This window comes from Actinacidiphila oryziradicis (assembly GCF_005047355.1).
Classification (GTDB): Bacteria; Actinomycetota; Actinomycetes; order Streptomycetales; family Streptomycetaceae; genus Actinacidiphila; species Actinacidiphila oryziradicis.
Genome location: NZ_SUMC01000012.1, coordinates 53,298 through 77,727, shown reverse-complemented (window position 1 = coordinate 77,727; position 24,430 = coordinate 53,298). Strand labels below are relative to the sequence as shown.

Here is a 24,430-nt window from a genome sequence, read left to right as displayed (position 1 = left end):
TGGGCCGGACGGGCGCCCAGGCGCCCCCGTCCTAGCCGCGGGGAGCGGAAATCGACGACGCCGTCGCCACCGCCCGCAGCACCGCCGCCGCCTTGTTACGGCACTCCGTGTCCTCGGCGACCGGGTCGGAGTCGGCGACGACGCCAGCGCCGGCCTGGATGTACGCGGTGCCGTCGCGGAGCAGGGCGGTGCGGATGGCGATGGCGGTATCGGAGTCACCGGCGAAGTCCAGATAGCCGACGCAGCCGCCGTACACGCCGCGCCGGGTGGGCTCCAGCTCGTCGATGATCTGCATGGCCCGCGGTTTGGGTGCGCCGGAGAGGGTGCCGGCCGGGAAACAGGCGGTCAGCACATCGAATGCCGTGCGGCCCGCGCCGAGCCTGCCGGTGACCGTGGACACGATGTGCATCACATGGCTGTAGCGCTCGATCGACATGAAGTCGACGACCTCGACCGTGCCGGGCTCGCACACCCGCCCGAGGTCGTTGCGGCCCAGGTCGACCAGCATCAGGTGCTCGGCGCGCTCCTTGGGGTCGGCCAGCAGCTCGTCCGCCAGCGCCTGGTCCTCCTGCGGGGTGGCCCCGCGGGGCCGGGTGCCGGCGATGGGATGCACCATGGCGTGGCCGTCCTCGACCTTGACCAGCGCCTCGGGGCTGGACCCGACGACGTCGAAGCCGTCGAAGCGGAAGAGGTACATGTACGGGCTCGGGTTGGTGGCCCGCAGTACGCGGTAGACGTCGAGGGCGCTGGCCGGGCACGGCGTCTCGAAGCGCTGCGACGGCACGATCTGGAAGGCGTCACCGGCCCGGATGTGCTCCTTGGCGGTCTCCACCGCGGCCTGGTAGACGGCGCCGCCGGAGCGGGCGGTGAACTCGGGCAGCCGGGACGGCGGCAGCTCGACGGGCGCGGTGTCGATGGGGCGGGCCAGGTCGGCGGCCATGGCGTCGAGACGGGCGACGGCGTCGGCGTGGGCATCGTCGATGCCGGTGTCGAGGTGGTTGTGGTTGATCGCGTTGGCGATCAGGAGGACGGAGCCGTCCCAGTGGTCGAGCACCGCGAGGTCCGAGGTGAGCAGCATCGTCAGCTCGGGGAGGTGCAGGTCGTCCTGGGCATGGTCGCCTATGCGCTCCAAGCGGCGTACGACGTCGTACCCCAGATACCCGACCATGCCGCCGGTGAAGGGCGGCAGCCGGGCATCGTCATGCAGGTCACGAGGGGTGTGCAGGGCCTCGACGGTGACACGCAGCGCCTGTAGCGGGTCGCCGTGCGCGGGCACCCCGACCGGCGGGGTGCCCACCCAGTGCGCCTGGCCGTCGCGCTCGGTGAGCGTCGCGGCGCTGTGTACGCCGATGAATGAGTACCGCGACCACGAGCGGCCGTTTTCGGCCGACTCCAACAGAAACGTTCCGGTCCGCTCCGCGGCGAGCTTCCGGTACAACCCCACCGGGGTGTCGCCGTCCGCCAGCAGCCGACGGCTGACCGGGATCACCCGGCGGTCCTGGGCCAGCTTGCGGAACGTTTCGAGGTCGGGGGTGACGGTGCCCATGGTCATGACGGAAAGCGTAGTGCCCTGCCGGGCGGGCCGGCTCCGGGCCCGGCGAGTGAGCCGAAGGGGCGCGGCCGCTGTCGAAAGGGAGAGCGCGCGGAGGTCGCGAGGAACGAGCGACCGAGCACGGTCGACTGTCGACGGCGGCTGAAGCGCCCCGGAGGCGAACGAGCCCTAAAAAGGAGCCAGCGGCAGCGGGGCCGCGTCGAAGCAGGTGCGGTCACCGGTGTGGCAGGCGGCGCCGATCTGGTCGACCTTGACCAGGAGCGTGTCGCCGTCGCAGTCCAGGGCGACGGACTTCACGTACTGGACGTGCCCGGAGGTGTCGCCCTTGACCCAGTACTCCTGGCGGCTGCGGCTCCAGTACGTGCAGCGGCCGGTGGTGAGGGTGCGATGCAGCGCCTCGTCGTCCATCCAGCCGAGCATGAGCACCTCGCCGGTGTCGTACTGCTGGGCGATGGCGGGAACCAGTCCGTCGGCGGTGCGCTTGAGGCGGGCGGCGACGTCGGGAGCGAGGGGGGAGTCGATCGGGGCGGACATGCTTCTATTCTGCCGTCTGTCACGCCCGACCGGAAAAGCGTCACAACGCATATATGGGGCGCACCGGCTGAGTCGATCTCAGTGCCTGTTCATCGCTGTCACTCAGATGCGGCATGCTTCGTCCATGAGTTTTCCTCCGCCTAACGAACTCCCGCCCGGCCAGGGCGGTGGCTTCGGACCGCCGCGGGACTTCGGACCGCCCCCGCCCTCGTACCGCCCCGCCCCGCCCCCGCGCAAACCGGGCGGCGGGGCGAAGCTCGTCGCGATCGCCGTGGGTGTGGTTGCGGTAGTCGCGGCGATCGTCGGGGGGACGGCTCTGTTCCTCGGCGGTGGCAGCGACGGCAAGAACGGTGAGAACGCCGCGGCTACAGCCGCCGGCAGCGCCACCGCGTCTCCTGTGCAGGCTTCCGGGAGCGGGGCGGGGACGGACTCCCCGAGCGCGAGCGCCAGCGAGAGCGTCAATCCCTACGTGGTGCTCAAGCCGGGCGAGTGCTTCGACACTCCTGGGCTGGACAGCAGCATCACCAAGACCGTCCGCCGGTCCTGCTCCAGCCCCCACGACGGGGAGGTGATCGCCAACGAGACCATCGTCGGCACCTTCACCACCGAGAAGGCGCTCCGCGCCAAGGTCCTGGAGCTGTGCAAGACGGACGTCGCGAAGAAGGGATCCAAGGTCCCGAGCGACGCCCAGTACTACTACTACGCGATCTACCCGTCGCTGGTCACCTACGAGAAGAACAAGAGAGACATCGTCTCCTGCTCCCTCACCCTCAGCGAGAAGCCGGATGGCAAGAAACTCACGAAACCCCTTCCGTAGCCGCCCGCCCCGCACGGAGTGGACGTAACCTGACGGTATGTCGACTCATGCCCAGCGTGAACGCCTGCTCCTCGCCGACCTGCTCGAATCCGCGGGTCCAGCAGCCCCGACGCTGTGCGAGGGCTGGACCACCCGGGATCTCGCCGCACATGTCGTGGTCCGCGAGCGGCGCAGCGACGCCGCCGTTGGCCAGCTTGTGCCGCAGCTCGCCGCCCGGCTGGAGCGGATCCGCCAGGAATTCGCCCAGAAGCCGTACGAGGAGCTGATCCAGCTCATCCGCACCGGTCCGCCCCGCCTGTCGCCCTTCGCCCTCAAGCAGATCGACGAGGCGGCGAACACCGTCGAGTTCTATGTCCACGCCGAGGACGTCCGCCGCGCCCAGCCGGACTGGTCGCCGCGCGAAGTGGATCCGGTCTTCGCCGACGCCCTCTGGTCCCGCCTGGAACGCAGCGCCCGGCTGCTGGGCCGCAAGGCCCCGGTCGGCCTCGTCCTGCGCCGCCCGGACGGCCGGACGGCGGTCGCGCACAAGGGCCTGCCGGTCGTCACCGTCACCGGTGAGCCGGGCGAGCTGACGCTCTTCGCCTTTGGGCGTACGGAGGCCGCGCAGGTGGAGGCGGAGGGCGACAAGGACGCGGTCGCGAAGCTGCACGAGCCGAAGCAGCTCGGCTTTTAGAGCCCGGTGCCCGGGAGTTCGGCACGGCGCAGCGGGCTGGAGGCCAGGCCCAGCAGGGCTCCGGCGGCGATGACCGCCGCGCTCGCGGTGAAGACCGGCGCCGGGCCCCAGGCTGCGATGGCCGCGCCGGTCAGCGGATAGGTCAGCGGTGCGGTGCCGACCGCGAAGAACATCACCACGGAACTCACCCGGCCCAGGTAGGCGGGATCCGCGACGGTCTGCAGGAGCGCCCCGCCCAGCGCCCCGGCGAGTCCCCCGGCCAGGCCCACGACCGCGCCCATCACGACAGCGGCCGGCAAGGAGGGCAGGTAGGCGAGGGCTGCCACCGCGACCGCGGCCGGCACGAGGCAGGCCGCCTGCACCAGCCCGGCGCGCGGCAGCGTGCCCCGTACGGCCAGCAGTACCGAGGCAGCCCCCGCGCCCAGCCCGAAGCCGCTCACTATCCAGCCGAGCCCGGCCGCGCCCCAGCCCCGCTCGTTCGCGAGCAGTGTCACGCCGATGTTCAGCGGCCCGGCGAAGCCGAGTTCGCCGACCGTGAACACGACAACCAGCGGGGCCAGCACGCGGTCCCGGCGGATGTACCGCAGGCCGTCGGCCAGGTCCCGCCAGGCTGTGCTCCCGGCGGCCTCGGAATCGTCAGGTCCGCCGGCGGGCAGTGGGGCGATCCGTACGGCGAGCAGCAGCCCCAGCGACACCGCGAAGAGCACTCCGGCCACTGCGAAGGCGGTCGCCGATCCTCCGGTGGCCACCGCGATTCCGCCCAGCGACGAACCGGCGACGGTGCCGACGCGGGACGCGACCCCCTTCAGCCCCTGGATCCGGCCCAGTTGGTCGGACGTGGTGATCTGCGGCGGTAACGCCCCGACGGCCGGCATGAAGAGCGCGTCCACGACCCCGAAGACCAGCGCCACCGTCACCAGCAGCCACAGCCCCGGCGTGGCGATGGCCAGCAGCCCGGCCACCGCCAGGATCACCACGCACCGCGTCAGATCGCTGCCGATCACCACCCGGCGCGGCCCGAACCGGTCCGCCACCACTCCCCCGCCGAGCATCAGCAGCGCCCTCGGCACCGAGCCGACTGCCAGCACCACCCCGGCCTGCGTCGGGCTCCCGGCCTGGGCCGCCGCCCAGGACAGGGCGAGGAAGTACACGTTGTCGCCGATCAGCGAGGCGGCGTAGGCGGTCAGCCAGCGCAGGACATTGCCGTCCCGGTGGGCGGGTTTCAGGGGTAAATGCGCGGTTACGACGGTCGCCGGCATCCGGCGGCCTCCTTCGCGGTCGGGGGAACTGCCGGGTCAGTGCCGGAAAGGGAATCCGTACAGGTGGATCGCGACGTTCTCGCGGCCCTCGGTGTCGCCTGCGTCCTGCGCCGCGTGGGCCCGGTCGCTCCACCGCTTGGCCAGGGCGTTCAACTCCGTCCCGAACTCGTCGAGTTCGGCAGCGGTGAGGCGGGCCAGGTACTCCGCGTCGAACGACGCGTCCCGCCATTCCTGGCCCCAGGCGGCCTGCTCGTCCAGGAAGCGGCCGTGCGCCTCACGGCGCTGGCTCTCCACGAGGCGGGCGAAGGCCATGTGCGCGGCGGCCCGCTCGGGCGCGTCCCGGAAGTCGTCGCCCCTGAAGCTCAGGCCCTGGGACGCCAGTTGCCACCAGCGCTCGCGCCCGTCCGCACTCTGCTGCTCGGCTTCCTCGACGATGCCGGTCGCGGCGAGCCTGCGGAGGTGGTAGCTCACCAGCGACACCGCTTCGTCGACCTCCTCCGCCAGCTGTGACGCGGTTGCGGTGCGGGCGGTCGACAACGCCCGGTAGATCCGCATCCGCAGCGGGTTGCTGACCGCCTTGAGCACATCCAGCTCGGTGATCCGGCGGGGTTTCTCGTCTGCCATGGCTGCGAGCGTAGATAAGAAAGGAAAGTTGCGCAATAAAAATTGCGCAACTGGCCTTGCGTAACACGGCTTCCGGCGTCAGCCTCCCCGTGCCCGGCGGGCGGTGCGGTCACCGCCACGCGGGCCCGGTCCCTCACCGCACCGGGTTACCGGCCTCCCGGAGGGCCTGCTTGACCTCGCTGATGCGGAGGTCGCCGAAGTGGAAGACGGAGGCGGCAAGGACGGCGTCGGCGCCGGCCGCGACCGCCGGGGGGAAGTCGGTGAGCTTGCCGGCCCCGCCGGAGGCGATGACGGGGATGGTGACGTGCTTGCGGACGGCGGCGATCATCTCGGTGTCGTAGCCGTCCTTGGTGCCGTCGGCGTCCATGGAGTTGAGCAGGATCTCGCCGGCGCCGAGCTCGGCAGCGCGCTGGGCCCATTCGACGGCGTCGATGCCGGTACCGCGGCGGCCGCCGTGGGTGGTGACCTCGAAGGAGGTGCCCTCGGGACTGCGGCGGGCGTCGACGGACAGGACGAGGACCTGGCTGCCGAAGCGCTCGGCGATCTCCCGGATGAGGTCGGGGCGGGCGATGGCGGCGGTGTTGACGCCGACTTTGTCGGCCCCGGCGCGCAGCAGCTTGTCGACGTCCTCGACGGCACGGATCCCGCCGCCGACGGTGAGGGGGATGAAGACCTGTTCGGCGGTGCGGCGCACGACGTCGTAGGTGGTCTCGCGGTCGCCGGAGGAGGCGGTGATGTCGAGGAAGGTGAGCTCGTCGGCGCCTTCGGCGTCGTAGAGCTTGGCCATCTCGACCGGGTCACCGGCGTCGCGGAGGTTCTGGAAGTTGACGCCCTTGACGACGCGGCCGTTGTCCACGTCGAGGCAGGGGATGACTCGTACGGCGAGGGTCATGGAAATTCAGGCTCCTCGGAAGGCTTCGAGCTCGACCTCGACGAGCACGCGGGAGTCGACGAAGCCGGAGACGACGACGAGAGTCCCCGCCGGGCGGATGCCGTCGAAGAGCTCTTTGTGGGCGCGGCCCGCGGCGTCGACGTCGCGGGCGTGGGTGAGGTACATGCGGGTGCGGATGACGTGGGCGGGGCCGAGGCCGAACTTCTCCAGTGCGGCGAAGGCGTTGGAGAAGGCCGCCTTGGTCTGCTCGTAGGGGTCGCTCTCGCCCTGCAGGTTCCCGTCGACCAGCGGCAGGGTGCCCGAGACGAGGACGCGGTCCCCGGCGGCGACGGCGCTCGAGAAACCCATCCGCTCCTCCCAGGGGGTTTCGGACTGGCTTTCGGACTGGATCCTGCGCACGGCCCCGTCTGCTGTCATCGGGATACGGCCTCCAACGCTTCTTCGAGGGTGAATGCCTTGGCGTACAGAGCCTTGCCCACGATGGCGCCTTCGACGCCTTCCGGGACAAGGGTGGCGATCGCGCGGAGGTCATCGAGCGAGGAGACGCCGCCCGAGGCGACGATGGGCTGGTCCGTGGCGGCGCAGACATTGCGCAGCAGATCCAGGTTGGGGCCCTGGAGGGTGCCGTCCTTGGCGATGTCGGTGACGACATAGCGGGCGCAGCCCTCGGAGTCGAGGCGGGCGAGGGTCTCGTAGAGGTCGCCGCCGTCGCGGGTCCAGCCGCGGCCGCGCAGGGTGGTGCCGCGGACGTCGAGCCCGACGGCGATGCGGTCGCCGTGCTCGGCGATGACCTTGGCGACCCATTCCGGGGTCTCCAGGGCGGCGGTGCCGAGGTTGACGCGGGTGCAGCCGGTGGCGAGGGCGGCGGCGAGGGTGTCGTCGTCGCGGATGCCGCCGGAGAGCTCGACCTTGACGTCCATGGTGCGGGCGACCTCGGCGATCAGTGCGCGGTTGTCGCCGGTGCCGAACGCGGCGTCGAGGTCGACGAGGTGCAGCCACTCGGCGCCGGACTGCTGCCAGGCCAGGGCGGCGGCGAGCGGGTCGCCGTAGGACGTCTCGGAGCCGGACTCGCCGTGGACGAGGCGGACTGCCTGGCCGTCGCGGACGTCGACAGCGGGGAGGAGTTCGAGGCGGTGCGGGGAGCTCATGGCGTTGCGGACCTTACGGGGAGGACGGGTGCGGGTGCGGACCTGTGCCGGCCAGCGGTCACAGCGTGTCGAGCCAGTTGCGGAGCAGTTGCGCGCCGCAGTCGCCGGACTTCTCGGGGTGGAACTGGGTGGCCCACAGGGGTCCGTTCTCGACGGCGGCGACAAAGGGTTCGCCATGGGTGGACCAGGTGACCTTGGGCGGGCGGATGTGGGCGTTGTTCACTTCGAGTTCCCAGTCCCGTACGGCGTAGGAGTGGACGAAGTAGAAGCGGGCGTCGGCGTCGAGGCCGGCGAACTGCCGGGTGTCCTCGGGTGCCTTCACGGTGTTCCAGCCCATGTGCGGGACGATGGGCGCGCGCAGCGGCTCGACGATGCCGGGCCACTCGTCGCAGCCCTCGGTCTCCACGCCGTGCTCGACGCCACGCGCGAAGAGGATCTGCATGCCGACACAGATGCCCATCACGGGGCGTCCGCCGGCGAGCCGGCGCCCGATGATCCATTCACCGCGCACCGACTTCAGGCCCTGCATGCAGGCGGCGAAGGCCCCGACGCCGGGTACCAGCAGGCCGTCGGCGGCCATGGCCTTGTCGAAGTCTGCGGTGATCTCGACATCGGCGCCGGTCCGGGTGAGGGCGCGCTCGGCGGAGCGGACATTGCCGAATCCGTAGTCGAGGACGACCACGTTCTTGGTCATGACAACCTCCCTTGGAGCTAGAGGTGCACCAGGCCGGCGGCCAGGGACATGGCCGCACCGACGCCGAGCAGCACAATGACGCCCTTGGGCAGCTTCTGCTTCCAGAAGGAGTAGACCCCGCCCAGGAGGAAGAGTCCCAGGACGATGTAGACGGTAGCGGCGGTGTTCACAGCGCGCCCTTCGTCGAGGGGAGGATGCCGGCCGCGCGCGGGTCGCGCTCGGAGGCGTAGCGCAGGGCCCGTGCGAGGGCCTTGAACTGGCACTCCACGATGTGGTGCGCATTGCGCCCGTAAGGGACGTGCACATGCAGGGCGATCTGCGCCTGGGCGACGAACGACTCCAGGATGTGCCGGGTCATGGTGGTGTCGTACTCGCCGATCATCGGCGCCATGTTCTCGGGCTCGGAGTGGACGAGGTAGGGGCGGCCGGAGAGGTCGACCGTCACCTGGGCGAGGGACTCGTCCAGCGGCACCGTGCAATTGCCGAAGCGGTAGATGCCGACCTTGTCGCCGAGGGCCTGCTTGAAGGCGGCGCCGAGGGCGAGGGCGGTGTCCTCGATGGTGTGGTGGGAGTCGATGTGCAGGTCGCCCTCGGTCTTGACGGTGAGGTCGAAGAGGCCGTGGCGGCCGAGCTGGTCGAGCATGTGGTCGTAGAAGCCGACACCGGTCGATACCGCGACGTCTCCCTTGCCGTCGAGGTCGATCTCGACGACGACGGACGTCTCCTTGGTGGTGCGTTCCACGCGGCCTACGCGGTTCATCTGTCTTCCTTCTTCATCGCGCGCACCGCTTCCAGGAACGCGTCGTTCTCGGCCGGGGTGCCCGCGGAGACCCGCAGCCAGCCCGGTACGCCGTTGTCGCGGACGAGTACGCCGCGGTCGAGGATCGCCTGCCAGGCGGTGTGGCTGTCCTCGAAGCGGCCGAACTGCACGAAGTTGGCATCCGAGTCGCTGACCTCGCAGCCGATCGCGCGCAGCTCGGTGACCAGGCGGTCCCGCTCGGCCTTCAGCTGCTCGACATACCCGAGCAGAGTATCGGTGTACTCCAGGGCGGCCAGCGCGGTGGCCTGGGTGACGGAGGACAGGTGGTACGGCAGCCGCACCAGCTGTACGGCGTCCACGACGGCGGGGTCGGCGGCGAGGTAGCCCAGACGCAGGCCGGCGGCGCCGAACGCCTTGGACATGGTGCGGCTGACGACGAGATTCGGGCGGCCCTCGATCAGCGGCAGCAGCGACGGGTGGTGGCTGAACTCGCCGTATGCCTCGTCGACGATCACAAGGGAAGGCCGCGCGGCCTGCGCGGCCTCGTACAGCGCGCGGACGGTCCCGGCGCCGACGGCGGTGCCGGTGGGGTTGTTCGGCGAGGTGATGAAGACCACATGCGGCCGGTGCCCGGCGATGGCCGCCACGGATGCCTCGACGTCGATCGCGAAGTCGTCGCCCCGCGGGCCGGAGATCCAAGCGGTGCCGGTGCCGCGCGCGATGAGCCCGTGCATGGAGTAGGAAGGCTCGAAGCCGATCGCTGTGCGCCCCGGGCCGCCGAAGGTCTGCAGCAGCTGCTGAAGCACCTCGTTGGAGCCGTTGGCGGCCCAGACGTTGGCCGTGCCGACCTCGTGTCCGGCGCTGCGGGTGAGGTACTTCGCCAGCTCGGTGCGGAGCTCCACCGCTTCCCGGTCGGGATAGCGGTTGAGGTTGCGGGCGGCCTCGCGGACGCGCTCGGTGATCCGCTGGACCAGCGGCTCGGGCAACGGGTACGGGTTCTCGTTGGTGTTGAGGCGTACGGGTACGTCGAGCTGGGGGGCGCCGTACGGGGACTGGCCGCGCAGCTCGTCGCGGATGGGGAGGTCGTCGATACCGGTCACGTGCCAGGAACCGTCCATTCGAATCGGGCGCGGACCGCCGCGCCGTGCGCCGGCAGGTCCTCGGCGTCGGCGAGGGTGACGACATGGTGGGCGACGTCGGCCAGCGCGTCCCGGGTGTAGTCCACGACGTGGATACCGCGCAGGAAGCTCTGCACCGACAGGCCCGAGGAGTGGCAGGCACAGCCGCCGGTGGGCAGCACATGGTTCGACCCGGCGGCGTAGTCACCGAGCGAGACCGGGGCATAGGGGCCGATGAAGACCGCACCCGCATTGCGCACCCTGGCGGCGACCGCGTGGGCGTCGGCGGTCTGGATCTCCAGGTGCTCGGCGGCGTAGGCGTTCACCACGGCGAGGCCCTGCTCGATGGTGTCGACGAGCACGATGCCGGACTGGCGGCCGGCCAGCGCCGGGAGGATCCGGTCGGCGACATGCTTGGTGGCCGCGACCTGGGTCTCCAGCTCCTTGTCGACCGCGTCGGCCAGCTCCTCGGAGTCGGTGACGAGGACTGCGGCGGCCAGCGGGTCGTGCTCGGCCTGGCTGATCAGGTCGGCGGCGACATGGACCGGGTCGGCGGTGGCATCGGCGAGGATGGCGATCTCGGTCGGCCCGGCCTCGGCGTCGATGCCGATCCGGCCCTTGAGCAGCCGCTTGGCGGCGGCCACCCAGATGTTGCCGGGACCGGTGACCAAGGTGGCCGGGCGGCACTCCTCGGTGCCGTACGCGAACATGGCGATGGCGGTGGCGCCTCCGGCCGCGTACACCTCGTCGACGCCGAGCAGAGCGCACGCGGCGAGGATGGTGGGATGCGGCAGGCCGCCGCCCCAATGACCTGGAAAAGGGGCCTTCTGCGCGGGCGAGGCGACGGCCATCGAAGCGACGCCGGCCTCCTGGGCGGGCACCACGTTCATGATCACGGACGACGGGTAGACGGACCGCCCGCCCGGGACGTACAGCCCGACCCGCTCGACGGGCACCCAGCGTTCGGTCACGGTGCCGCCCGGCACGACCTGGGTGGTGTGGTCGTTGCGGCGCTGCTCGCCGTGGACGAGGCGGGCGCGGCGGACGGACTCCTCCAGCGCGGCGCGCACCTTCGGGTCCAGCTCCTCAAGGGCGCGCCGAAGCGCCTCGGCAGGCACCCGGACCTGGTCGATGACGACTCCGTCAAACTTCTCCGCGTAGTGGATCAGCGCCGCCGTCCCACGATGCTTCACGTCCTCGCAGATCGGGCGCACCTTCTCCAGGGCGGCCTCGACGTCGAAGTCGGCACGGGGCAGCAGGTCGCGGTCGATGCCGCCTCCGGGAGAACCCTCCGAGAAGGCGGTACCGCGCAGATCGATTCGGGAGATCACATGGTCAAGTGTAGAGAACCGGTCCGACAGGTCGTCCGGAGTATCACTCCCTGATACGGCATACGGGTCCCGCCCAGTGATCATTACTGGTACGACTAGTGTCCCTGGCTCAACGGGAGGGACTTCAGTGACCGAGCCACCGGACATCGCACCCCCACAGGACTGGACCGCTGTGGAGCACGGGCTGTGGGAGGCATTCCGCCTCGGCGAGGTGTACGACCTGCGGACCGGCATCCCGGAGCGGGACGATCCCGCCACCGACCGCTACTGGGGCCCCGACCGGACCGTGCGCGCAGAGGCGATCGCCAAGCTGCTGCTCGACGGACCGCCCGCCGTCTCCGGCCGGGTGTCGGCCGTCAAACTGTCCGGCGCGCAGGTCAGCGGCCAGTTGAACCTCTCCGGCGGCCATGTCACCCCGTATGTGGAGATGCACGACTGCCGCTTCGACCAGCAACTGCTGCTGCCGGAGTGCAGTTTCACCACCCTGCGCCTGGTGCACTGCGCGATCCCGCGCCTGGAGGCCGCCCGGCTGAGCACCACCGGCGATCTGCATCTCGCCCAGTGCACCGTGGAGGGCGGCATCCGGCTCACCGACGCGCACATCGGCACCGATCTGCTCATCAACCAGCTCATCGTCCGCCGTGACCGGCACGGCCGGGCTCTGGCCGCCGACGGACTGAACGTCGCCCAGGACGTCGAGGCGGAGCTGATCGAGGCGACCGGCGAAGTCAGCCTGCGCAGCGCCCGGATCGGCGGACGACTGAGCCTGCGCGGCAGCATGCTGCACAACCCGGACGGGCGATACGCGCTCAACGCCGCCCGGGTCACCGTCGAGCACACCCTGTACCTCAGCTCGGGCTGGGTCGCCGCGGGCAGCGGCGGCGGCACCCCGCCCGCCGGAGCGCGGACCAAGCGCTTCACCGCCGAGGGCGGGGTGCGCCTGGACGACGGGCGGTTCGGCAACGCGGTGATAATCGACCGGGCGCGCTTCCGGCTGACCGGCCAACAGCAGTTGTCGCTGCGCCGGATCCAGACCCCGGAGCTGCGGCTCACCCTGGACGAGCCGCCCACCGGCTTGATCTCCCTGGTCGGGGCCCGGGTCGGCAATCTCACCGACAGCCGGCGGACCTGGCCGGAGTCCGGCGGCGTCGACCTCGCCAACTTCACCTATGCGTCGCTCACCCCCGAGGGCCCCTTCCCGCTGTCCGAACGCATCGCCTGGCTGGCCGCGGTCACCCCCGAGTACGGCCCCGAACCGTACGAGCACCTGGCTGCGGCCCTGCGCACGGGCGGCGAGGACTCCGACGCCCGCGAGGTGCTGCTCGCCAAGCAGCGACGCCGGCGCGGGGCGCTGCCGCTGGCCGGCCAGGCGTGGGGCTATCTGCAGGACGTGACGGTCGGCTATGGCTACCGGCCCGGGCGCGCCGCGGTGTGGATGGCGGTGCTGTGGGCACTCGGCGCGGTGTTCTTCGCGACCCGGCCCCAGCCGCCGCCCACCGACCAGGGCGCCTGGCCGCATTGGAATCCGGCACTGTTCGCGCTGGATCTGCTGCTGCCGCTGGTCGATCTGGGACAGGGCGGCGCCTGGCGGCTTTCGGGATTCGCTCAATGGGTAGCAGCTGCTCTGATGATGCTGGGTTGGATCCTTGCGACGACGGTGGCGGCGGGCGCGTCCCGGCTGCTGCGCCGGGGTTGAGGCCGCCGCAGACGCCGAAGTCACATATCGCTTTTTGCTTGGCCTTGGCCTTAAAACACGCAACCTTTGGACATATGTGACTCCTCCCCTCTTGAAGGAGGCGGCTTCTCACTCGGCCGCCGCGATGACCTAATGACGGCCAAGCCCTGACCGGCCCCTGACGGCGCGCCACACACTGTAGCGAGTCAGCGACGCTCAGCGCCATCGACCCCCTTCGGAGGAGTAACAATGGAATCTTCATCCAAATGCGAATGAACGGAGGCGGGCAATGGCCTTTCAATAAGCGCATCATGCCTTTCCTTCACTCCCTCGTCGCCGTGTCACGCATGATGCGCCACACTCCGCACATCGGGGCCGATCTGCCGCCCGATGACACAGTGCGGCTCGACGCGCCCGACGAGCGGCTCGCCGCTGCCTCGACGGGGCTGCTAGACGGCGATTTCAAGCCGGTTTCCGAACTGCTGGCCCGGACCCGCGAAACCGCTTGGTGGGAGGCGCGCGACCGCTACGTCGGCTGGCTCGCCGAACAGCACCTCATCGCCGCCGGCCGGTCCGGCCCCCGCGACGCTCCCGGCCGGAGCTGGCTCGACACCTGGTGGGACGCCGACCCCGACGACCCCGACCTCGCCCTGCTGCACGCCGAGATCGCCGTACGCGGCGCCTGGCGCACGGGCCGCGGACACGTCGCCCGCCTGCACGACGCCGGCCCGCAGGTCCGCACCGCCGCCGAGGCCGCCCCCGGAGACCCGGTCCCGTGGCGGATCGCCCTCACCCGCGCCCGCGGCCTGCGTGCCCCGCGCGAGGAGTTCGACGCCCTCTGGGCCCAGGCCGTCGCCCGCTCCCCGCACCACTACGGCTGCCACGTCAGCGCCCTGCGCTTCCTGCGCGAGGACCCCGCCAGTCCGCCCGAGGAGTACCTCGCCTTCGCCGAGGACGCCGCCGAGCGGGTCCTGCCCGGCTCCCTGGTGAACGCCCTGCCGCTGATCGCCTCCTACGAGTATCTGCTCAGCGGCGGCCGCGGCGCCGACTCGTACATCGACGACGCCGTCGACCGCGCCCTCCAGCTCTCCGCCTGGCACGAACGCGGCGACCGCGAGCCCGCCGAAGTACGCAACGTCCTCACCCAGGTACTGATCCTCCGCAAGCGCTGGCCCGAAGCCCTCGACCAGTTCCGCGCCATCGGCATCCACGCCACCAGCTTCCCCTGGTCCCGCACGGGTGAGCCCCTGCACGAGTTCCTGGAAATGCGTACCGGCGTACGCGTCCAACTGGCATCGACCGTCCGCCTCACCGCCAGGGCGGGCGGCCCGTACGCCTAGCTGTCCGGGCGGCGCGAGCCCGTCCGGCTCCGGCGGACACCGGTTCCCGGCCGCCGGCCCCGGCCGCTGGCTCCGGCCGATGTGGCCCGAAGCCATAGGCTTCCGTTTGTGACCGCTCGCCTTCCGCTTTTCCCGCTGAACTCGGTGCTGTTCCCCGGCCTCGTCCTGCCGCTGAGCATCTTCGAGGAGCGGTACCGCGCCCTCGTCCGCGACCTGATCGCGCTCCCCGAGGACGCCCCTCGCGTCTTTGGCGTGGTGGCCATCCGCGACGGCCATGAAGTCGCCCCGAAGGACGCCACCGACGCCGCCGCGGGCTTCGGCGAGAATCCGGCCCAGGCCCTGTTCACCGTCGGCTGCACCGCCGACGCCGCGACCATCGGCGAACACGAGACCGGCGGCGGCTACGAAATCGTCGCCACCGGCACCACCCGCTTCCGGGTGCTCTCCATCGACGCCACCGGCCCCTATCTCGTCGGCGAGGTCGAAGAGCTCCCCGAGCACTCCGGCGAAGGTGCGGGCGCGCTCGCCGCCGGGGTCGCCCGGGCCTTCCGTACGTACCAGAAGCGGCTGGCCGGAGCCCGCGAGCGTACCCTCGCCGGCGCCCCGGAGCTCCCCGACGAGCCGTCCGTGCTGTCCTACCTCGTCGCCGCGGCGACCATCCTCGACACCCCGGCCAAGCAACGCCTCCTCGAAGCGCCCGACACCGCCACCCGGCTCGCCGAGGAACTGCGGCTCCTGCGCCGCGAGGCCGCCGTCATCAGCAAGCTCCGCACCATCCCCGCCGTTGACCTCACGCAGAAGGCCCCCAGCCCCAACTGACCGGAGGTACCGCCCGATGGGCAAGAAGCAGCGCCCCGGCGGCACCCCCGCCACCGTCGTACTGGAGAAGACCGGCACCGCCTTCACCCTCCACTCCTACGAGCACGATCCGGCCGTTGCCAGCTACGGGGAAGAGGCCGCCCAAGCCCTCGGCACCGCCCCCGAGCGCGTCTTCAAGACGCTCGTCGCCGACATCGACGGTGTGCTGGCCGTCGCCGTCGTCCCCGTCACCGGGGCCCTGGACCTCAAGGCCCTCGCCTCCGCCACCGGCGGCAAGCGCGCCGCCATGGCCGACCCCGCCGCCGCCGAACGCACCACCGGCTATGTACGGGGCGGAATCTCACCGCTGGGGCAGCGCAAGCAGCTGCGCACGGTCGTCGACTCCTCCGCCCTCGACCACGACACCGTCTTCGTCTCCGCGGGCAAACGCGGTCTGGAGGTCGAACTCGCCCCCCAGGACCTGGTGAAGCTCACCTCGGCCGGCACAGCGCCCATCGGCCGCGCCGCGCGCGCCTCGTAGGAGGCCCACAGACACCTCAGGGCACCGGCACAGCGGGGTCGGCGACGATCGTCTCCATCAGGCACTCGGCCGAGGGAGAAGGTCATGGGTTACCCGGACAAGCGATCGTTGCTGCGCGACGGCGGAATCATCGCGGGCGTACTGGCCACAGTGCTCCTCGGCCCGTCCGCCGTCGTCGCCTCCGCGCTGGAGGAGGCGAACCGGGCGCCCCAGCATTCGATCCGCTTCGTCTCCGCCTCGTCCGCTGCCGCGGAGGTCCCCCGGGCGGGGTACGCCGGCGCGGCACGGAACCGCTCGGTTCCCGCGTAGCCGGCCGCGGTCCTGTCCGGGCCGGTGGCCGGGTTGTGCCCACCCTCCCCCAGCTACCTCCCCCAGCCTTCGGCCGGGAGGTGCCCCCAGGAGGTGCCACCGTCTCGCTTCGCTCGCGCTGCGGCACGCCTGCCCACAACGCCAGCACAATCCAGCCCGTCCGGCGTTTGAGGACCTGGGGGTCCCCCCACGCCCGAGGGCGTAGAGGGCGGGCCTGGGGGCGGAGCCCCCCCACGCGGCGCCAGCCGCAAATCGGAGGCAGCCGGGAAGGGGCGGGGTGGGGGAAGCCCGCCGCAGGCGCGCCGGGGCGGCTACTGCGGCGGAGGCGGTAGCGGGACGTCCCAGCAGCCGCAGGCGCGCCGGGGCGGCTACTGCGGCGGAGGCGGTAGCGGGACGTCCCAGCCCTGCGGCGGCTGCGGATCGCGGGGGCCGAAGGCCGTGGTGAGTCCCAGGTGGGCGAGGGTCGCCGCGATCGGCCAGACGAGGAGGGCAGCCTTGGCCTGGAGATCGAGCGGGCCGTCGAAGACCTTCTTGGCGCCGACCTGCTTGGCGTGCGCGACGATGTCCTGGGTGGGGCCGAGCCAGACGCCGATGCGCCAGGCGAGCAGCGAGCCGAGCACCCCGCCCACCGCCAGGCCGAGGACGATGCCGATGCCGCCGCGCCGGCACCGCCAGAAGGCGACGAGGGCGGTCAGCGCGCCCATGCCGAGGCCGAGCAGCACGAATGTGCCGTCGGCACCGACCGCCTGCTCACCCTCGGAATCCTTGAGGTAGACGGCCTTGCCGTCGGAGACCAGGGGAATACGAGGCGCCAGCCACAGCCACAGCAGTCCCAGCACCACCCCGCACACCGCGACCACGAGGGCGGTCAGAGCGCCGCGCTTGAGCTCGGGGCCGAACTCCATACGCTCCTGCTCGGTCAGGCCCTCGGTGGGCAGTCCGGACGCCGACGGGTACGACGGCGTGGAAGGCTGTTCATGCGGCGTCAGAGGTGCGGTCACTCAGACATCGTGCCAGGTCTCGCTGTCTGCCGCGTCATCGGCAGGCGGCCCTGCGGTACGCCCAGGTGGCCACGGCCAGCGAGAGCACTCCCACCGCCGCGCACACCCCCAGATCGGCGACGACCGCCGCCCAGTACGGGTGCGGCGCGAAAGTACGGGCGAAAGCCTCGACACCGTACGTCGACGGCAGAAGATCCCGCGCATACGCCACCGGCTCCGGCAGATTGCCGGCCGGCAGCACGCCCAGCAGCAGTGCCGCCGACATACCCAACTGGCCGAAAAGCGTCGCCAGCTCCTGGCGCGGCGCCAGCAGCCCCAGCGCCGCTCCCAGCCCCGCCAGCGCGGCCCCGGCCAGCGGGATCACCGCCCCGAGCACCCACAGATTCGCGAACGGCAGCTGGAACAGCGCGCAGCCCACCGCCGCTGTCGCGATCGTCCCCGGCACCGTGAACGACGCGTACGCCCCCGCCGTCCCCAGCACCACCGCCGCCGGGGGCACCGGCAGCGTCGCGTAGTGGTCGAGGCCGCCGGAGGCCCGTAGCTGCCCGAAGTACTGCGCCAGCAGATTCAGCGCCACGAACGCCACGACCAGCACGCTGGACCCGGCCACCACCGAGGTCGCGGCCGACGCCGATCCCCCGGCCACCACGCCCCGCATCATGATCATGATCCCGACGGACTGGAACGTCGCCACGAACAGCAGCGGTATCCGCGCGACCCTGGCCCGTGACAGCTGCGCCCGGTACACCGCTCCCAGCGCCGGCAGCAACCGCGCCCGCGGCGCCAGCGGCGCCGCGCCCTGGCCCGGGTCGGTCCCGGCCGCCACGACGGGCAAGGAGAGGGCCGCGGACGCGGCAGAGGCGGCAGATGACATGACGCTCACGCTACGCGGCTCCTGTTCGTCGAACCTGATTTCCGGCGGGCAGCCGTCACGCCTTCACCAGTCCCTTCTGCCGGCCGCCGAGGGCGAGGTACACGTCCTCCAGGCTCGGTGTGGCGAGTGTGAAGTCGTCCAGCGCGGCGAAGGCCGGGCCGCCGGTCACCTCGGCCACCACCGTACGGGCCCGCGCCTGCGGCAGCCGCAGAGTCCAGCGGCGCCCGGAGACCGCGGCCTCCTCGCGCAGCGCGGCGATCGCCGGCACCGCGAGCGGGGGCTGGTCACGCCATACGAGATCGAGCCGGACCTCATCGGCCACCATGGCCTTCAGCCCGGCCGGGGTGTCGCACGCGATCACCCGTCCGCCGTCCATCACCGCGACCCGGTCGAGAACGGTCTCCGCCTCGATCACGTTGTGCGTCACCAGCAGCACCGTCACCCCGCGCTCCGCCCGCCGCCGGTCGACCGCCGCCCAGACCGCACGCCGGGCCACCGGGTCCATGCCGGTGGTCGGCTCGTCCAGCACCAGTAGCGGCCGGTCCCCCACCAGCGTCGCGGCGAAGCACGCCAGCCGCCGCTGCCCGCCCGAGAGGCGCTTGATCGGCCGCCCCGCGAGCCCTTCCAGCCCGAGCTCCGCGAGCACGTGGTCCCGCTCCGCCCGGGCGGTCGCGACGTCCATGCCGCGCAGCCGCCCGGTCGTCTCGGCGGCGAGCCCGACCGTCAGCTCGTCCAGCGCGGAGGATTCCTGCCCCAGATAGCCGACCAGCCGCGAGGCGCGGTCCGGATGGCGTACGAGATCGTGGCCCAGCAGGTCGATCGCTCCGGCGTCCGGCCGGAGCAGGCCCGTCAGCTGCCGTACCAGCGTGCTCTTCCCGGCTCCGTTCGGGCCGAGCAGGCCGAAGATCTCGCCGCCGCGAACATCCAGGTCGATGCCGTCGTTCGCCCGTACCTCCGGGCTCCCGGCACCCCGCCGGCCCCGCACCGCCGGGTACGTCTTCACCAGCCCGCGCACAGTCGCCACCGCCCCGCGCACAGTCGCGGGTACCGCCGGTGCCGGATCCCCCGGACTGGTGCGCGCGCTCACGAGCCGAGAGTAGCCCGCCCGGCCCGCCGCCCGTGCCTCGGCCCCTTGTTCCGCCGTCCGGCGGGCAAGCGGGCAAGCGGGCAAGCGGGCAAGCGGGCAAGCCGGTTATTCGGCCGCCGGGGCGTGCTCGGCAACGGTGCGGGCATCGACTTCCCGCCAGAAGCCGGCCCGGATGGCGTAGCGGTCGTGCTCGTCGATCTGGTCGTCCTTATGGGCGAGGAGCCCGAAGCGGGCGGCGTAGCGGAGGAGCTCACCGTCGATGCGGTGTGGGATACGGGGGTACTCGGTGGACAGGAGTTGAAGCTGGGAGGGGTCGGCGAGGCGGGCGATCCAGCGGCGGGCGAAGACCTGGCCGACCTCAAAGGGATCGCCGCTGACGGTGGTGATGTCCTCCTCGCGGTCGGCCCAGCGCTGCTCTGCGCTGGTCAGCAGGGCGAGGGTGGGGAGGCCGAGGTCGGGGGCGGTCTCCGAGGCGACCATGCCCTTCTCGGAGGACCAGCGCAGCGTGGCGTTGGGGGCGGCCTGGGAGGCGGCCTGGGTGCGGCCGAGCCCGGCGAGGTCCTTGGGCGTGGGGACGACGCCCTTGCCGCCGATGGCGGCGTGCTCGGAGGAGGCGGAGCCGTTCTTGGCCGGGGACGGCGCCTTGACGCTCTCGGCGGAGGAGGACTCGGGCAGGGGTGCGGAGAGGATCGCCGCGATCTCCGGGCGGGGGGTGAGCGGGGCACAGGCCACGGCGATCTCCCGGGCCCGGATCGCCCGGGTGATCCACTCACGGTCGAGGACACGCCGCTCGTCGGCCTCGGCGACCAGGTCCTCGGACTGGTTGTAGTCCCCGTCGGCTGCCTGCACCGCCCAGAGGTGCACGGCGACCCCGTGCTCCTTGGCCGACATCATGCCGGGCAGCAGGTCCCCGTCGCCTGTGACCAGCACCACATCCGAGCAGGCCCGGTTGCGGGCGAGCTCGGACAGCTCGGCGTGCATCGCGGCGTCGACGCCTTTCTGCGCCCAGCGTCCGTCCGTTCGGGTGAGTGCGCCCAGCCGTACGGTCACCCGCGGCATGACCCGCAGCCGCCGGTGCTCGGGCTGCGGTACGCGGTCGGGGGCGCCGTCGAACCAGTAGATCCTCAGCAGCGGCTGCCCGGTCTCCAGCTCGGCGCGTTCGCGGAGCCCTGCCACGATCGCGGGGTGGTCGACGGTGATCCTGGACCGGGAAGGCTCTCCTGCGAGCAGGCTCGCGGCTGCACCCAGCAGGTACCCGGCGTCCACCAGGACGACGCAGCGGTCCATGTCGCACCTTCTTCCGGTCGTCCCCCCGGCGTGCATATTCCTCCGAGTCTGCCCGAATGCGCAGGGGTTATCAGCTGGAACTCGATCACCGGCGTGGCGGTCCCGGTATTTCCGGGCGTCTCACCCATCAACTGCCCGAAATGCGACCTTCATACTCCCGTGCGACCCTGGGGAAGCCCCTCGTCCGAGTTTTTCCCCAGGAGGCACGATCGTGGGCAAGAGCAAGAACCGTGGCGAACGCACCGGCCAGGAACGACGCCGTGACGCCGAATCGCAACCGCACCAGTCCGAGAGCCGCACTGCCACCCAGGAGCGGCTGCCGATCCCCGGCTCCGTGGAGCAGCCTTCCCACAAGCGCGGGAAGAAATTCGGCCACAACTGAGCGGAGTGACCGCCGCGAAGTGACCGAGGTAAGGGGCGCCACTGTTTTGGTGGCGCCCCTTACCCGTCAGCTACCCGTCAGCCCGCCTGCTGCTGCGCCACCGTGCCGAGGCAAGCCGGCCCCAGCAGCGCCTTGAGGTCTCCGAAGAGCGCCGGGTCGGGGGTGACCCGGTGCCGGTCCAGTCGCAGGACGGTGGTCTTGCGTACTCCCTGGAGTTTCACACGCACCTCGGTGTTGCCCTTGTGGCTGGCCAGCACCTCACCGAGCCGGGCAACGAGCGGCGGGGTGACCTTGACCGTCGGGATGGAGATCGTCACCGGGGCGTTGGTCCCGGCGTCCGAGAGGTCCGGGACCATGAGCTCCATGGCGACCAGTCGCGGGATGTCCTCGCGCTTGTCGAGCCGGCCCTTGACGAAGACCACCGCGTCCTCGACCAGCTGGGTCGATACCAACTGGTAGGAGGCTGGGAAGAACATGCAGTCGATCGAGCCAGCCAGGTCCTCCACCGTGGCGATCGCCCAGGCGTTGCCCTGCTTGGTCATCTTCCGCTGGAGGCCCGAAATGATGCCACCGATGGTGACGATCGCGCCGTCCTGGTAGTCACCCGCCAGCGCGGCGATGGCAGCATCGGTCTTGTCGTTGAGGATGTGCTCGATGCCGAAGAGCGGGTGGTCCGAGACGTACAACCCGAGCATCTCGCGCTCCTGCGCCAGCAGGTACGCCTTGTCCCATTCGATGTCGGAGAAGACGACATCGAGCCCGAAGCCGGGTGTGTCGTCGCTCTCGTCGCCGCCGCCGAAGAGGTCGAACTGCCCCTCGGCCTCCTTGCGCTTGACCGCGACAACATTGTCGATCATCGTCTCGAAGTGCTCGGTGAGCCCGCGCCGGGTGTGCTTCAGCTCGTCGAAGGCACCGGCTTTGATCAGTGATTCGACGGTTCGTTTGTTGCAGGCCACCACCTCGACCTTGTCGAGGAAGTCGGGAAAGGAGTTGTACTTCCCCTTGGCCTTACGGCTCCGCACCACCGAATCGACGACATTCGCGCCGACATTGCGGACCGCCGTGAGGCCGAAGACGATCGTATCGTCGCCGCTCGGGGTGAAGTTCGCGTTCGACTCATTGACGTCCGGCGGCAGCACCTTGATACGCATCCGACGGCACTCGTTCAAGTAGAGCGCCATCTTGTCCTTGTCGTCCTTGACCGAAGTCAGGAGCCCGGCCATGTATTCGGCCGGGTAGTTCGCCTTGAGGTAGGCGGTCCAGTAGGACACCAGGCCGTACGCGGCCGAGTGGGCCTTGTTGAAGGCGTAGCCGGCGAACGGGACCAGCACGTCCCACACCGCCTGGATCGCCGCGTCGGAGTAGCCGTTCTTCTTGCAGCCCTCCTGGAAGAAGACGAAGTTCTTGTCCAGCTCCTCCTTCTTCTTCTTGCCCATCACGCGGCGCAGGATGTCGGCCTCGCCGAGCGAGTACCCGGCGAGGATCTGGGCGGCCTTCTGCACCTGCTCCTGGTACACGATGAGGCCGTGGGTGACCTCGAGGACCTCTCGGAGCGGCTCCTCCAGCTCGGGGTGGATCGGGGTGATGTCCTGCTGTTTGTTCTTGCGCAGGGCGTAGTTGATGTGCGAATTCATGCCCATCGGGCCCGGCCGGTAGAGGGCCGAGACGGCGGAGATGTCTTCGAAGTTGTCGGGCTTCATCATGCGCAGCAGGGAGCGCATGGGGCCGCCGTCGAACTGGAAAACGCCGAGGGTGTCACCGCGTGCGAGCAGGGCGTATGTGTTCGGGTCGTCAAGCGGCAGCGACAGCAGGTCAATGTCGATGCCCTTGTTGGCCTTGATCGACTTGACCGCGTCGTCCATGATCGTCAGGTTGCGCAGGCCCAGGAAGTCCATCTTCAGCAGGCCGAGCGACTCACAGCTCGGGTAGTCCCACTGGGTGACGACCGCGCCGTCGTTCTTCGGCGAGAAGATAGGCACATGGTCGATCAGCGGCTCGCTGGACATGATCACACCGGCGGCGTGCACACCCATCTGCCGGACCAGACCCTCGATGCCCTTGGCGGCGTCGATGACCTTGGTGACGTCCGGCTCATTCTCGTACATCGCCCGGACCTCGCCCGCCTCGCTGTAGCGCGGGTGGTTCTTGTCGGTGATGCCGGAGAGCGGGATGCCCTTGCCGAGGACGTCCGCGGGCATGGCCTTGGTGATCCGGTCGCCCATGGAGAACGGGTAGCCGAGGACTCGCGCGGAGTCCTTGATGGCGGCCTTGGCCTTGATGGTGCCGTAGGTCGCGATTTGGGCGACCTTGTCGGAACCATATTTTTCCGTCACATATCTGATGACTTCGCCACGCCTGCGCTCGTCGAAGTCGATGTCGACGTCGGGCATCGAGATGCGCTCGGGGTTCAGGAACCGCTCGAAGATCAGACCGTGCGGCACCGGGTCGAGGTCGGTGATGCCCATGGCGTACGAGACGATCGAGCCGGCGGCGGAGCCTCGGCCGGGGCCGACGGCGATGCCGTTGTTCTTCGCCCACATGATGAAGTCGGCGACCACGAGGAAGTACCCCGGGAATCCCATCTCGATGATGGTGTTCATCTCGTACTCGGCGAGCTTCTGCCGGTCCTCCGGGATCCCGCCCGGGAAGCGCCACCGCATGCCCTTGGCGACCTCCTCACGGAACCAGGTGATCTCGGTGAACCCCTCCGGCACCTCGAAGCGCGGCATCAGGTTGCGGGACTCGAACATGCCGTCGATCTCGACGCGGTCGGCGATCAGCAGCTGGCTGTTGCGGCAGCCCTGCTGCCAGGTGTCGGAGGAGTCGATCGCGTACATCTCGGCGGCGGACTTCAGGTAGTAGCCGGAACCGTCGAACTTGAACCGGTCGGGGTCGGACATGTTCGACCCGGTCTGGATGCACAGCAGGGTGTCGTGGGCGGACGACTCGCTCGCGTACGTGTAGTGCGAGTCATTGGTGACGACGAACGGCGCTCCGAGCTTCTTGGAGACCTCCATCAGGCCGTCGCGGGCCCGGCGGTCGATGTCGATGTCGTGGTCCATGATCTCGACGAAGAAGTTCTCCTTGCCGAAGATGTCCTGGTACTCCCCGGCCGCCTTCAGCGCCTCGTCCATCTGGCCCAGGCGGATACGGGTGGAGACCTCTCCTGAGGGGCAGCCCGTGGTGCCCATCAGACCCTCGGCGTACTCGCTGAGCAACTCACGGTCCATCCGCGGCTTACGGAAGTAACCCTCGAAGCTCGCGCGCGACTGTGCGCGGAAGAGATTGTGCAGCCCCGTCTTGTTCCGGGCCCAGATCGTCATGTGCGTGTAGGCGCCGGCACCGGAGACGTCGTCGCGCTTCTGGTGCGGCGCGCCCCACTTGACCGGCTTGTTGTAACGGCGCGACTCCGGCGCCAGATAGGCCTCGACGCCCATCACAGGGGTCACCCCGGCGGCCTTCGCCTGATGGAAGAAGTCGTACGCCCCGTGCAGATTGCCGTGGTCGGTGATCGCGACATGCGACATGTTCATCTCGTTGCACGCCTTGAACATGTCTTTCAACCGGGCCGCACCGTCCAGCAGCGAGTACTGGGTGTGGACATGCAGGTGCGTAAACGGCTGATCGGTCACCGGGCAGGCCTTCCGTCGGGGGGGTCGGAGGCCCCTAACCCTACCCCCGCGGACCCGTCGCACAGGCCTTGCCCACGATCCGGTCACAGGCGTGTTTCCGCA

General features: G+C 70.6%; 25 protein-coding genes. 8 read left to right on the top strand and 17 right to left on the bottom strand.

All coding sequences use genetic code 11. The features are described from left to right. Window positions 1-31 precede the first annotated feature (31 nt). Both FCI23_RS15510 and hisI read right to left on the bottom strand, forming a co-directional pair. A complete protein-coding gene (locus FCI23_RS15510; RefSeq protein ID WP_136724471.1) occupies window positions 32-1,552 on the bottom strand; it encodes an anthranilate synthase component I in 1,521 nt (506 codons plus the stop codon). Window positions 1,553-1,720: 168 nt separating this feature from the next. Next, window positions 1,721-2,086, bottom strand: a complete 366-nt coding sequence (hisI, locus tag FCI23_RS15505; protein WP_136724470.1) for a phosphoribosyl-AMP cyclohydrolase — start codon at window positions 2,084-2,086, stop codon at window positions 1,721-1,723. A gap of 124 nt (window positions 2,087-2,210) precedes the next feature. Between hisI and FCI23_RS15500 the strand changes: the two genes are divergently transcribed. Both FCI23_RS15500 and FCI23_RS15495 read left to right on the top strand, forming a co-directional pair. Next, complete coding sequence (locus FCI23_RS15500) at window positions 2,211-2,903, top strand: hypothetical protein (protein ID WP_136724469.1); 693 nt, start codon at window positions 2,211-2,213, stop codon at window positions 2,901-2,903. A gap of 37 nt (window positions 2,904-2,940) precedes the next feature. Then, window positions 2,941-3,576, top strand: coding sequence for a TIGR03085 family metal-binding protein (locus FCI23_RS15495; RefSeq protein WP_136724468.1), 636 nt, complete (start codon window positions 2,941-2,943; stop codon window positions 3,574-3,576). On the opposite strand, the gene FCI23_RS15490 is transcribed toward FCI23_RS15495, so the two are convergent. The 10 genes from FCI23_RS15490 to hisD form a co-directional block, all read right to left on the bottom strand. Continuing rightward, on the bottom strand, window positions 3,573-4,835 hold the full coding sequence (locus FCI23_RS15490) for an MFS transporter (protein ID WP_136724467.1): 1,263 nt from the start codon (window positions 4,833-4,835) through the stop codon (window positions 3,573-3,575). The two genes, FCI23_RS15495 and FCI23_RS15490, sit on opposite strands and share 4 nt — an antisense overlap. 36 nt (window positions 4,836-4,871) lie before the next feature. After that, complete coding sequence (locus FCI23_RS15485) at window positions 4,872-5,459, bottom strand: ArsR/SmtB family transcription factor (protein WP_136724466.1); 588 nt, start codon at window positions 5,457-5,459, stop codon at window positions 4,872-4,874. A 133-nt stretch (window positions 5,460-5,592) separates the two neighbouring features. Further along, window positions 5,593-6,351, bottom strand: a complete 759-nt coding sequence (hisF, locus tag FCI23_RS15480) for an imidazole glycerol phosphate synthase subunit HisF (protein ID WP_136724465.1) — start codon at window positions 6,349-6,351, stop codon at window positions 5,593-5,595. A 6-nt stretch (window positions 6,352-6,357) separates the two neighbouring features. Next, window positions 6,358-6,768: a RidA family protein gene (locus FCI23_RS15475; protein WP_136724464.1), complete on the bottom strand. Its 411-nt coding sequence runs from the start codon at window positions 6,766-6,768 to the stop codon at window positions 6,358-6,360. Continuing rightward, a complete protein-coding gene (gene priA, locus FCI23_RS15470; RefSeq protein WP_136724463.1) occupies window positions 6,765-7,499 on the bottom strand; it encodes a bifunctional 1-(5-phosphoribosyl)-5-((5-phosphoribosylamino)methylideneamino)imidazole-4-carboxamide isomerase/phosphoribosylanthranilate isomerase PriA in 735 nt (244 codons plus the stop codon). Before priA ends, FCI23_RS15475 begins: the two co-directional genes overlap by 4 nt. Before the next feature lie 58 nt (window positions 7,500-7,557). Next, window positions 7,558-8,193: an imidazole glycerol phosphate synthase subunit HisH gene (gene hisH, locus FCI23_RS15465; protein WP_136724462.1), complete on the bottom strand. Its 636-nt coding sequence runs from the start codon at window positions 8,191-8,193 to the stop codon at window positions 7,558-7,560. Window positions 8,194-8,210: 17 nt separating this feature from the next. Next, a complete protein-coding gene (locus tag FCI23_RS56380) occupies window positions 8,211-8,363 on the bottom strand; it encodes a hypothetical protein (protein ID WP_169316807.1) in 153 nt (50 codons plus the stop codon). Beyond that, entirely contained in the window at window positions 8,360-8,953 is a 594-nt protein-coding gene (hisB, locus tag FCI23_RS15460) for an imidazoleglycerol-phosphate dehydratase HisB (protein ID WP_136724461.1), read from the bottom strand. Before hisB ends, FCI23_RS56380 begins: the two co-directional genes overlap by 4 nt. Beyond that, window positions 8,950-10,071 (bottom strand): histidinol-phosphate transaminase, encoded by a 1,122-nt coding sequence (locus FCI23_RS15455; protein WP_136724460.1) that lies wholly within the window; start codon window positions 10,069-10,071, stop codon window positions 8,950-8,952. The genes hisB and FCI23_RS15455 overlap by 4 nt, the downstream gene beginning before the upstream one ends. After that, on the bottom strand, window positions 10,050-11,402 hold the full coding sequence (hisD, locus tag FCI23_RS15450; RefSeq protein WP_136724459.1) for a histidinol dehydrogenase: 1,353 nt from the start codon (window positions 11,400-11,402) through the stop codon (window positions 10,050-10,052). Before hisD ends, FCI23_RS15455 begins: the two co-directional genes overlap by 22 nt. Window positions 11,403-11,529: 127 nt before the next feature. Here hisD and FCI23_RS15445 point away from each other — a divergent pair, with 127 nt between their 5' ends. The 5 genes from FCI23_RS15445 (at window position 11,530) to FCI23_RS15425 (ending at window position 16,065) form a co-directional block, all read left to right on the top strand. Then, a complete protein-coding gene (locus tag FCI23_RS15445; protein ID WP_136724458.1) occupies window positions 11,530-13,098 on the top strand; it encodes an oxidoreductase in 1,569 nt (522 codons plus the stop codon). 290 nt (window positions 13,099-13,388) lie between these two features. Next, window positions 13,389-14,417, top strand: coding sequence for a hypothetical protein (locus FCI23_RS15440; RefSeq protein ID WP_136724457.1), 1,029 nt, complete (start codon window positions 13,389-13,391; stop codon window positions 14,415-14,417). Window positions 14,418-14,525: 108 nt separating this feature from the next. Continuing rightward, window positions 14,526-15,236, top strand: a complete 711-nt coding sequence (locus tag FCI23_RS15435) for an LON peptidase substrate-binding domain-containing protein (protein WP_136724456.1) — start codon at window positions 14,526-14,528, stop codon at window positions 15,234-15,236. Window positions 15,237-15,252: 16 nt separating this feature from the next. Continuing rightward, window positions 15,253-15,756 carry a Cys-tRNA(Pro) deacylase gene (gene ybaK / locus FCI23_RS15430; protein ID WP_136724455.1) on the top strand — a complete coding sequence of 168 codons (504 nt, stop codon included), beginning with the start codon at window positions 15,253-15,255 and terminating at the stop codon, window positions 15,754-15,756. 84 nt (window positions 15,757-15,840) lie between these two features. Next, the gene (locus FCI23_RS15425) at window positions 15,841-16,065 is read left to right on the top strand and encodes a hypothetical protein (RefSeq protein ID WP_136724454.1); all 225 of its coding nucleotides are present in this window, start codon (window positions 15,841-15,843) and stop codon (window positions 16,063-16,065) included. A 368-nt stretch (window positions 16,066-16,433) separates the two neighbouring features. Here the strand turns inward: FCI23_RS15425 and FCI23_RS15420 are convergent, their stop codons facing one another. From FCI23_RS15420 to FCI23_RS15405, 4 genes are all read right to left on the bottom strand, one after another. Beyond that, window positions 16,434-17,066 (bottom strand): ABC transporter permease, encoded by a 633-nt coding sequence (locus tag FCI23_RS15420; protein WP_322973840.1) that lies wholly within the window; start codon window positions 17,064-17,066, stop codon window positions 16,434-16,436. Window positions 17,067-17,100: 34 nt separating this feature from the next. Then, window positions 17,101-17,940: an ABC transporter permease gene (locus FCI23_RS15415; RefSeq protein WP_136724453.1), complete on the bottom strand. Its 840-nt coding sequence runs from the start codon at window positions 17,938-17,940 to the stop codon at window positions 17,101-17,103. 55 nt (window positions 17,941-17,995) lie between these two features. Then, window positions 17,996-18,964, bottom strand: coding sequence for an ABC transporter ATP-binding protein (locus FCI23_RS15410; protein ID WP_136724551.1), 969 nt, complete (start codon window positions 18,962-18,964; stop codon window positions 17,996-17,998). Window positions 18,965-19,132: 168 nt separating this feature from the next. Further along, the gene (locus FCI23_RS15405) at window positions 19,133-20,314 is read right to left on the bottom strand and encodes an NYN domain-containing protein (protein ID WP_136724452.1); all 1,182 of its coding nucleotides are present in this window, start codon (window positions 20,312-20,314) and stop codon (window positions 19,133-19,135) included. A gap of 211 nt (window positions 20,315-20,525) precedes the next feature. Between FCI23_RS15405 and FCI23_RS56375 the strand changes: the two genes are divergently transcribed. Further along, window positions 20,526-20,696: a hypothetical protein gene (locus FCI23_RS56375; protein ID WP_169316806.1), complete on the top strand. Its 171-nt coding sequence runs from the start codon at window positions 20,526-20,528 to the stop codon at window positions 20,694-20,696. A 77-nt stretch (window positions 20,697-20,773) separates the two neighbouring features. On the opposite strand, the gene dnaE is transcribed toward FCI23_RS56375, so the two are convergent. Next, a complete protein-coding gene (gene dnaE, locus FCI23_RS15400; protein WP_136724451.1) occupies window positions 20,774-24,328 on the bottom strand; it encodes a DNA polymerase III subunit alpha in 3,555 nt (1,184 codons plus the stop codon). Window positions 24,329-24,430 lie beyond the last annotated feature (102 nt).

Excerpts from the sequence above, each read along its gene's own strand:
- FCI23_RS15510 (WP_136724471.1), bottom strand. The coding sequence starts at position 1,552 with ATGACCATGGGCACCGTCACCCCCGACCTCGAAACGTTCCGCAAGCTG.
- hisI (WP_136724470.1), bottom strand. The coding sequence starts at position 2,086 with ATGTCCGCCCCGATCGACTCCCCCCTCGCTCCCGACGTCGCCGCCCGC.
- FCI23_RS15500 (WP_136724469.1), top strand. The coding sequence starts at position 2,211 with ATGAGTTTTCCTCCGCCTAACGAACTCCCGCCCGGCCAGGGCGGTGGC.
- FCI23_RS15495 (WP_136724468.1), top strand. The coding sequence starts at position 2,941 with ATGTCGACTCATGCCCAGCGTGAACGCCTGCTCCTCGCCGACCTGCTC.
- FCI23_RS15490 (WP_136724467.1), bottom strand. The coding sequence starts at position 4,835 with ATGCCGGCGACCGTCGTAACCGCGCATTTACCCCTGAAACCCGCCCAC.
- FCI23_RS15485 (WP_136724466.1), bottom strand. The coding sequence starts at position 5,459 with ATGGCAGACGAGAAACCCCGCCGGATCACCGAGCTGGATGTGCTCAAG.
- hisF (WP_136724465.1), bottom strand. The coding sequence starts at position 6,351 with ATGACCCTCGCCGTACGAGTCATCCCCTGCCTCGACGTGGACAACGGC.
- FCI23_RS15475 (WP_136724464.1), bottom strand. The coding sequence starts at position 6,768 with ATGACAGCAGACGGGGCCGTGCGCAGGATCCAGTCCGAAAGCCAGTCC.
- priA (WP_136724463.1), bottom strand. The coding sequence starts at position 7,499 with ATGAGCTCCCCGCACCGCCTCGAACTCCTCCCCGCTGTCGACGTCCGC.
- hisH (WP_136724462.1), bottom strand. The coding sequence starts at position 8,193 with ATGACCAAGAACGTGGTCGTCCTCGACTACGGATTCGGCAATGTCCGC.
- hisB (WP_136724461.1), bottom strand. The coding sequence starts at position 8,953 with ATGAACCGCGTAGGCCGCGTGGAACGCACCACCAAGGAGACGTCCGTC.
- FCI23_RS15455 (WP_136724460.1), bottom strand. The coding sequence starts at position 10,071 with ATGGACGGTTCCTGGCACGTGACCGGTATCGACGACCTCCCCATCCGC.
- FCI23_RS15440 (WP_136724457.1), top strand. The coding sequence starts at position 13,389 with ATGCCTTTCCTTCACTCCCTCGTCGCCGTGTCACGCATGATGCGCCAC.
- ybaK (WP_136724455.1), top strand. The coding sequence starts at position 15,253 with ATGGGCAAGAAGCAGCGCCCCGGCGGCACCCCCGCCACCGTCGTACTG.
- FCI23_RS15425 (WP_136724454.1), top strand. The coding sequence starts at position 15,841 with ATGGGTTACCCGGACAAGCGATCGTTGCTGCGCGACGGCGGAATCATC.
- FCI23_RS15415 (WP_136724453.1), bottom strand. The coding sequence starts at position 17,940 with ATGTCATCTGCCGCCTCTGCCGCGTCCGCGGCCCTCTCCTTGCCCGTC.
- FCI23_RS15405 (WP_136724452.1), bottom strand. The coding sequence starts at position 20,314 with ATGGACCGCTGCGTCGTCCTGGTGGACGCCGGGTACCTGCTGGGTGCA.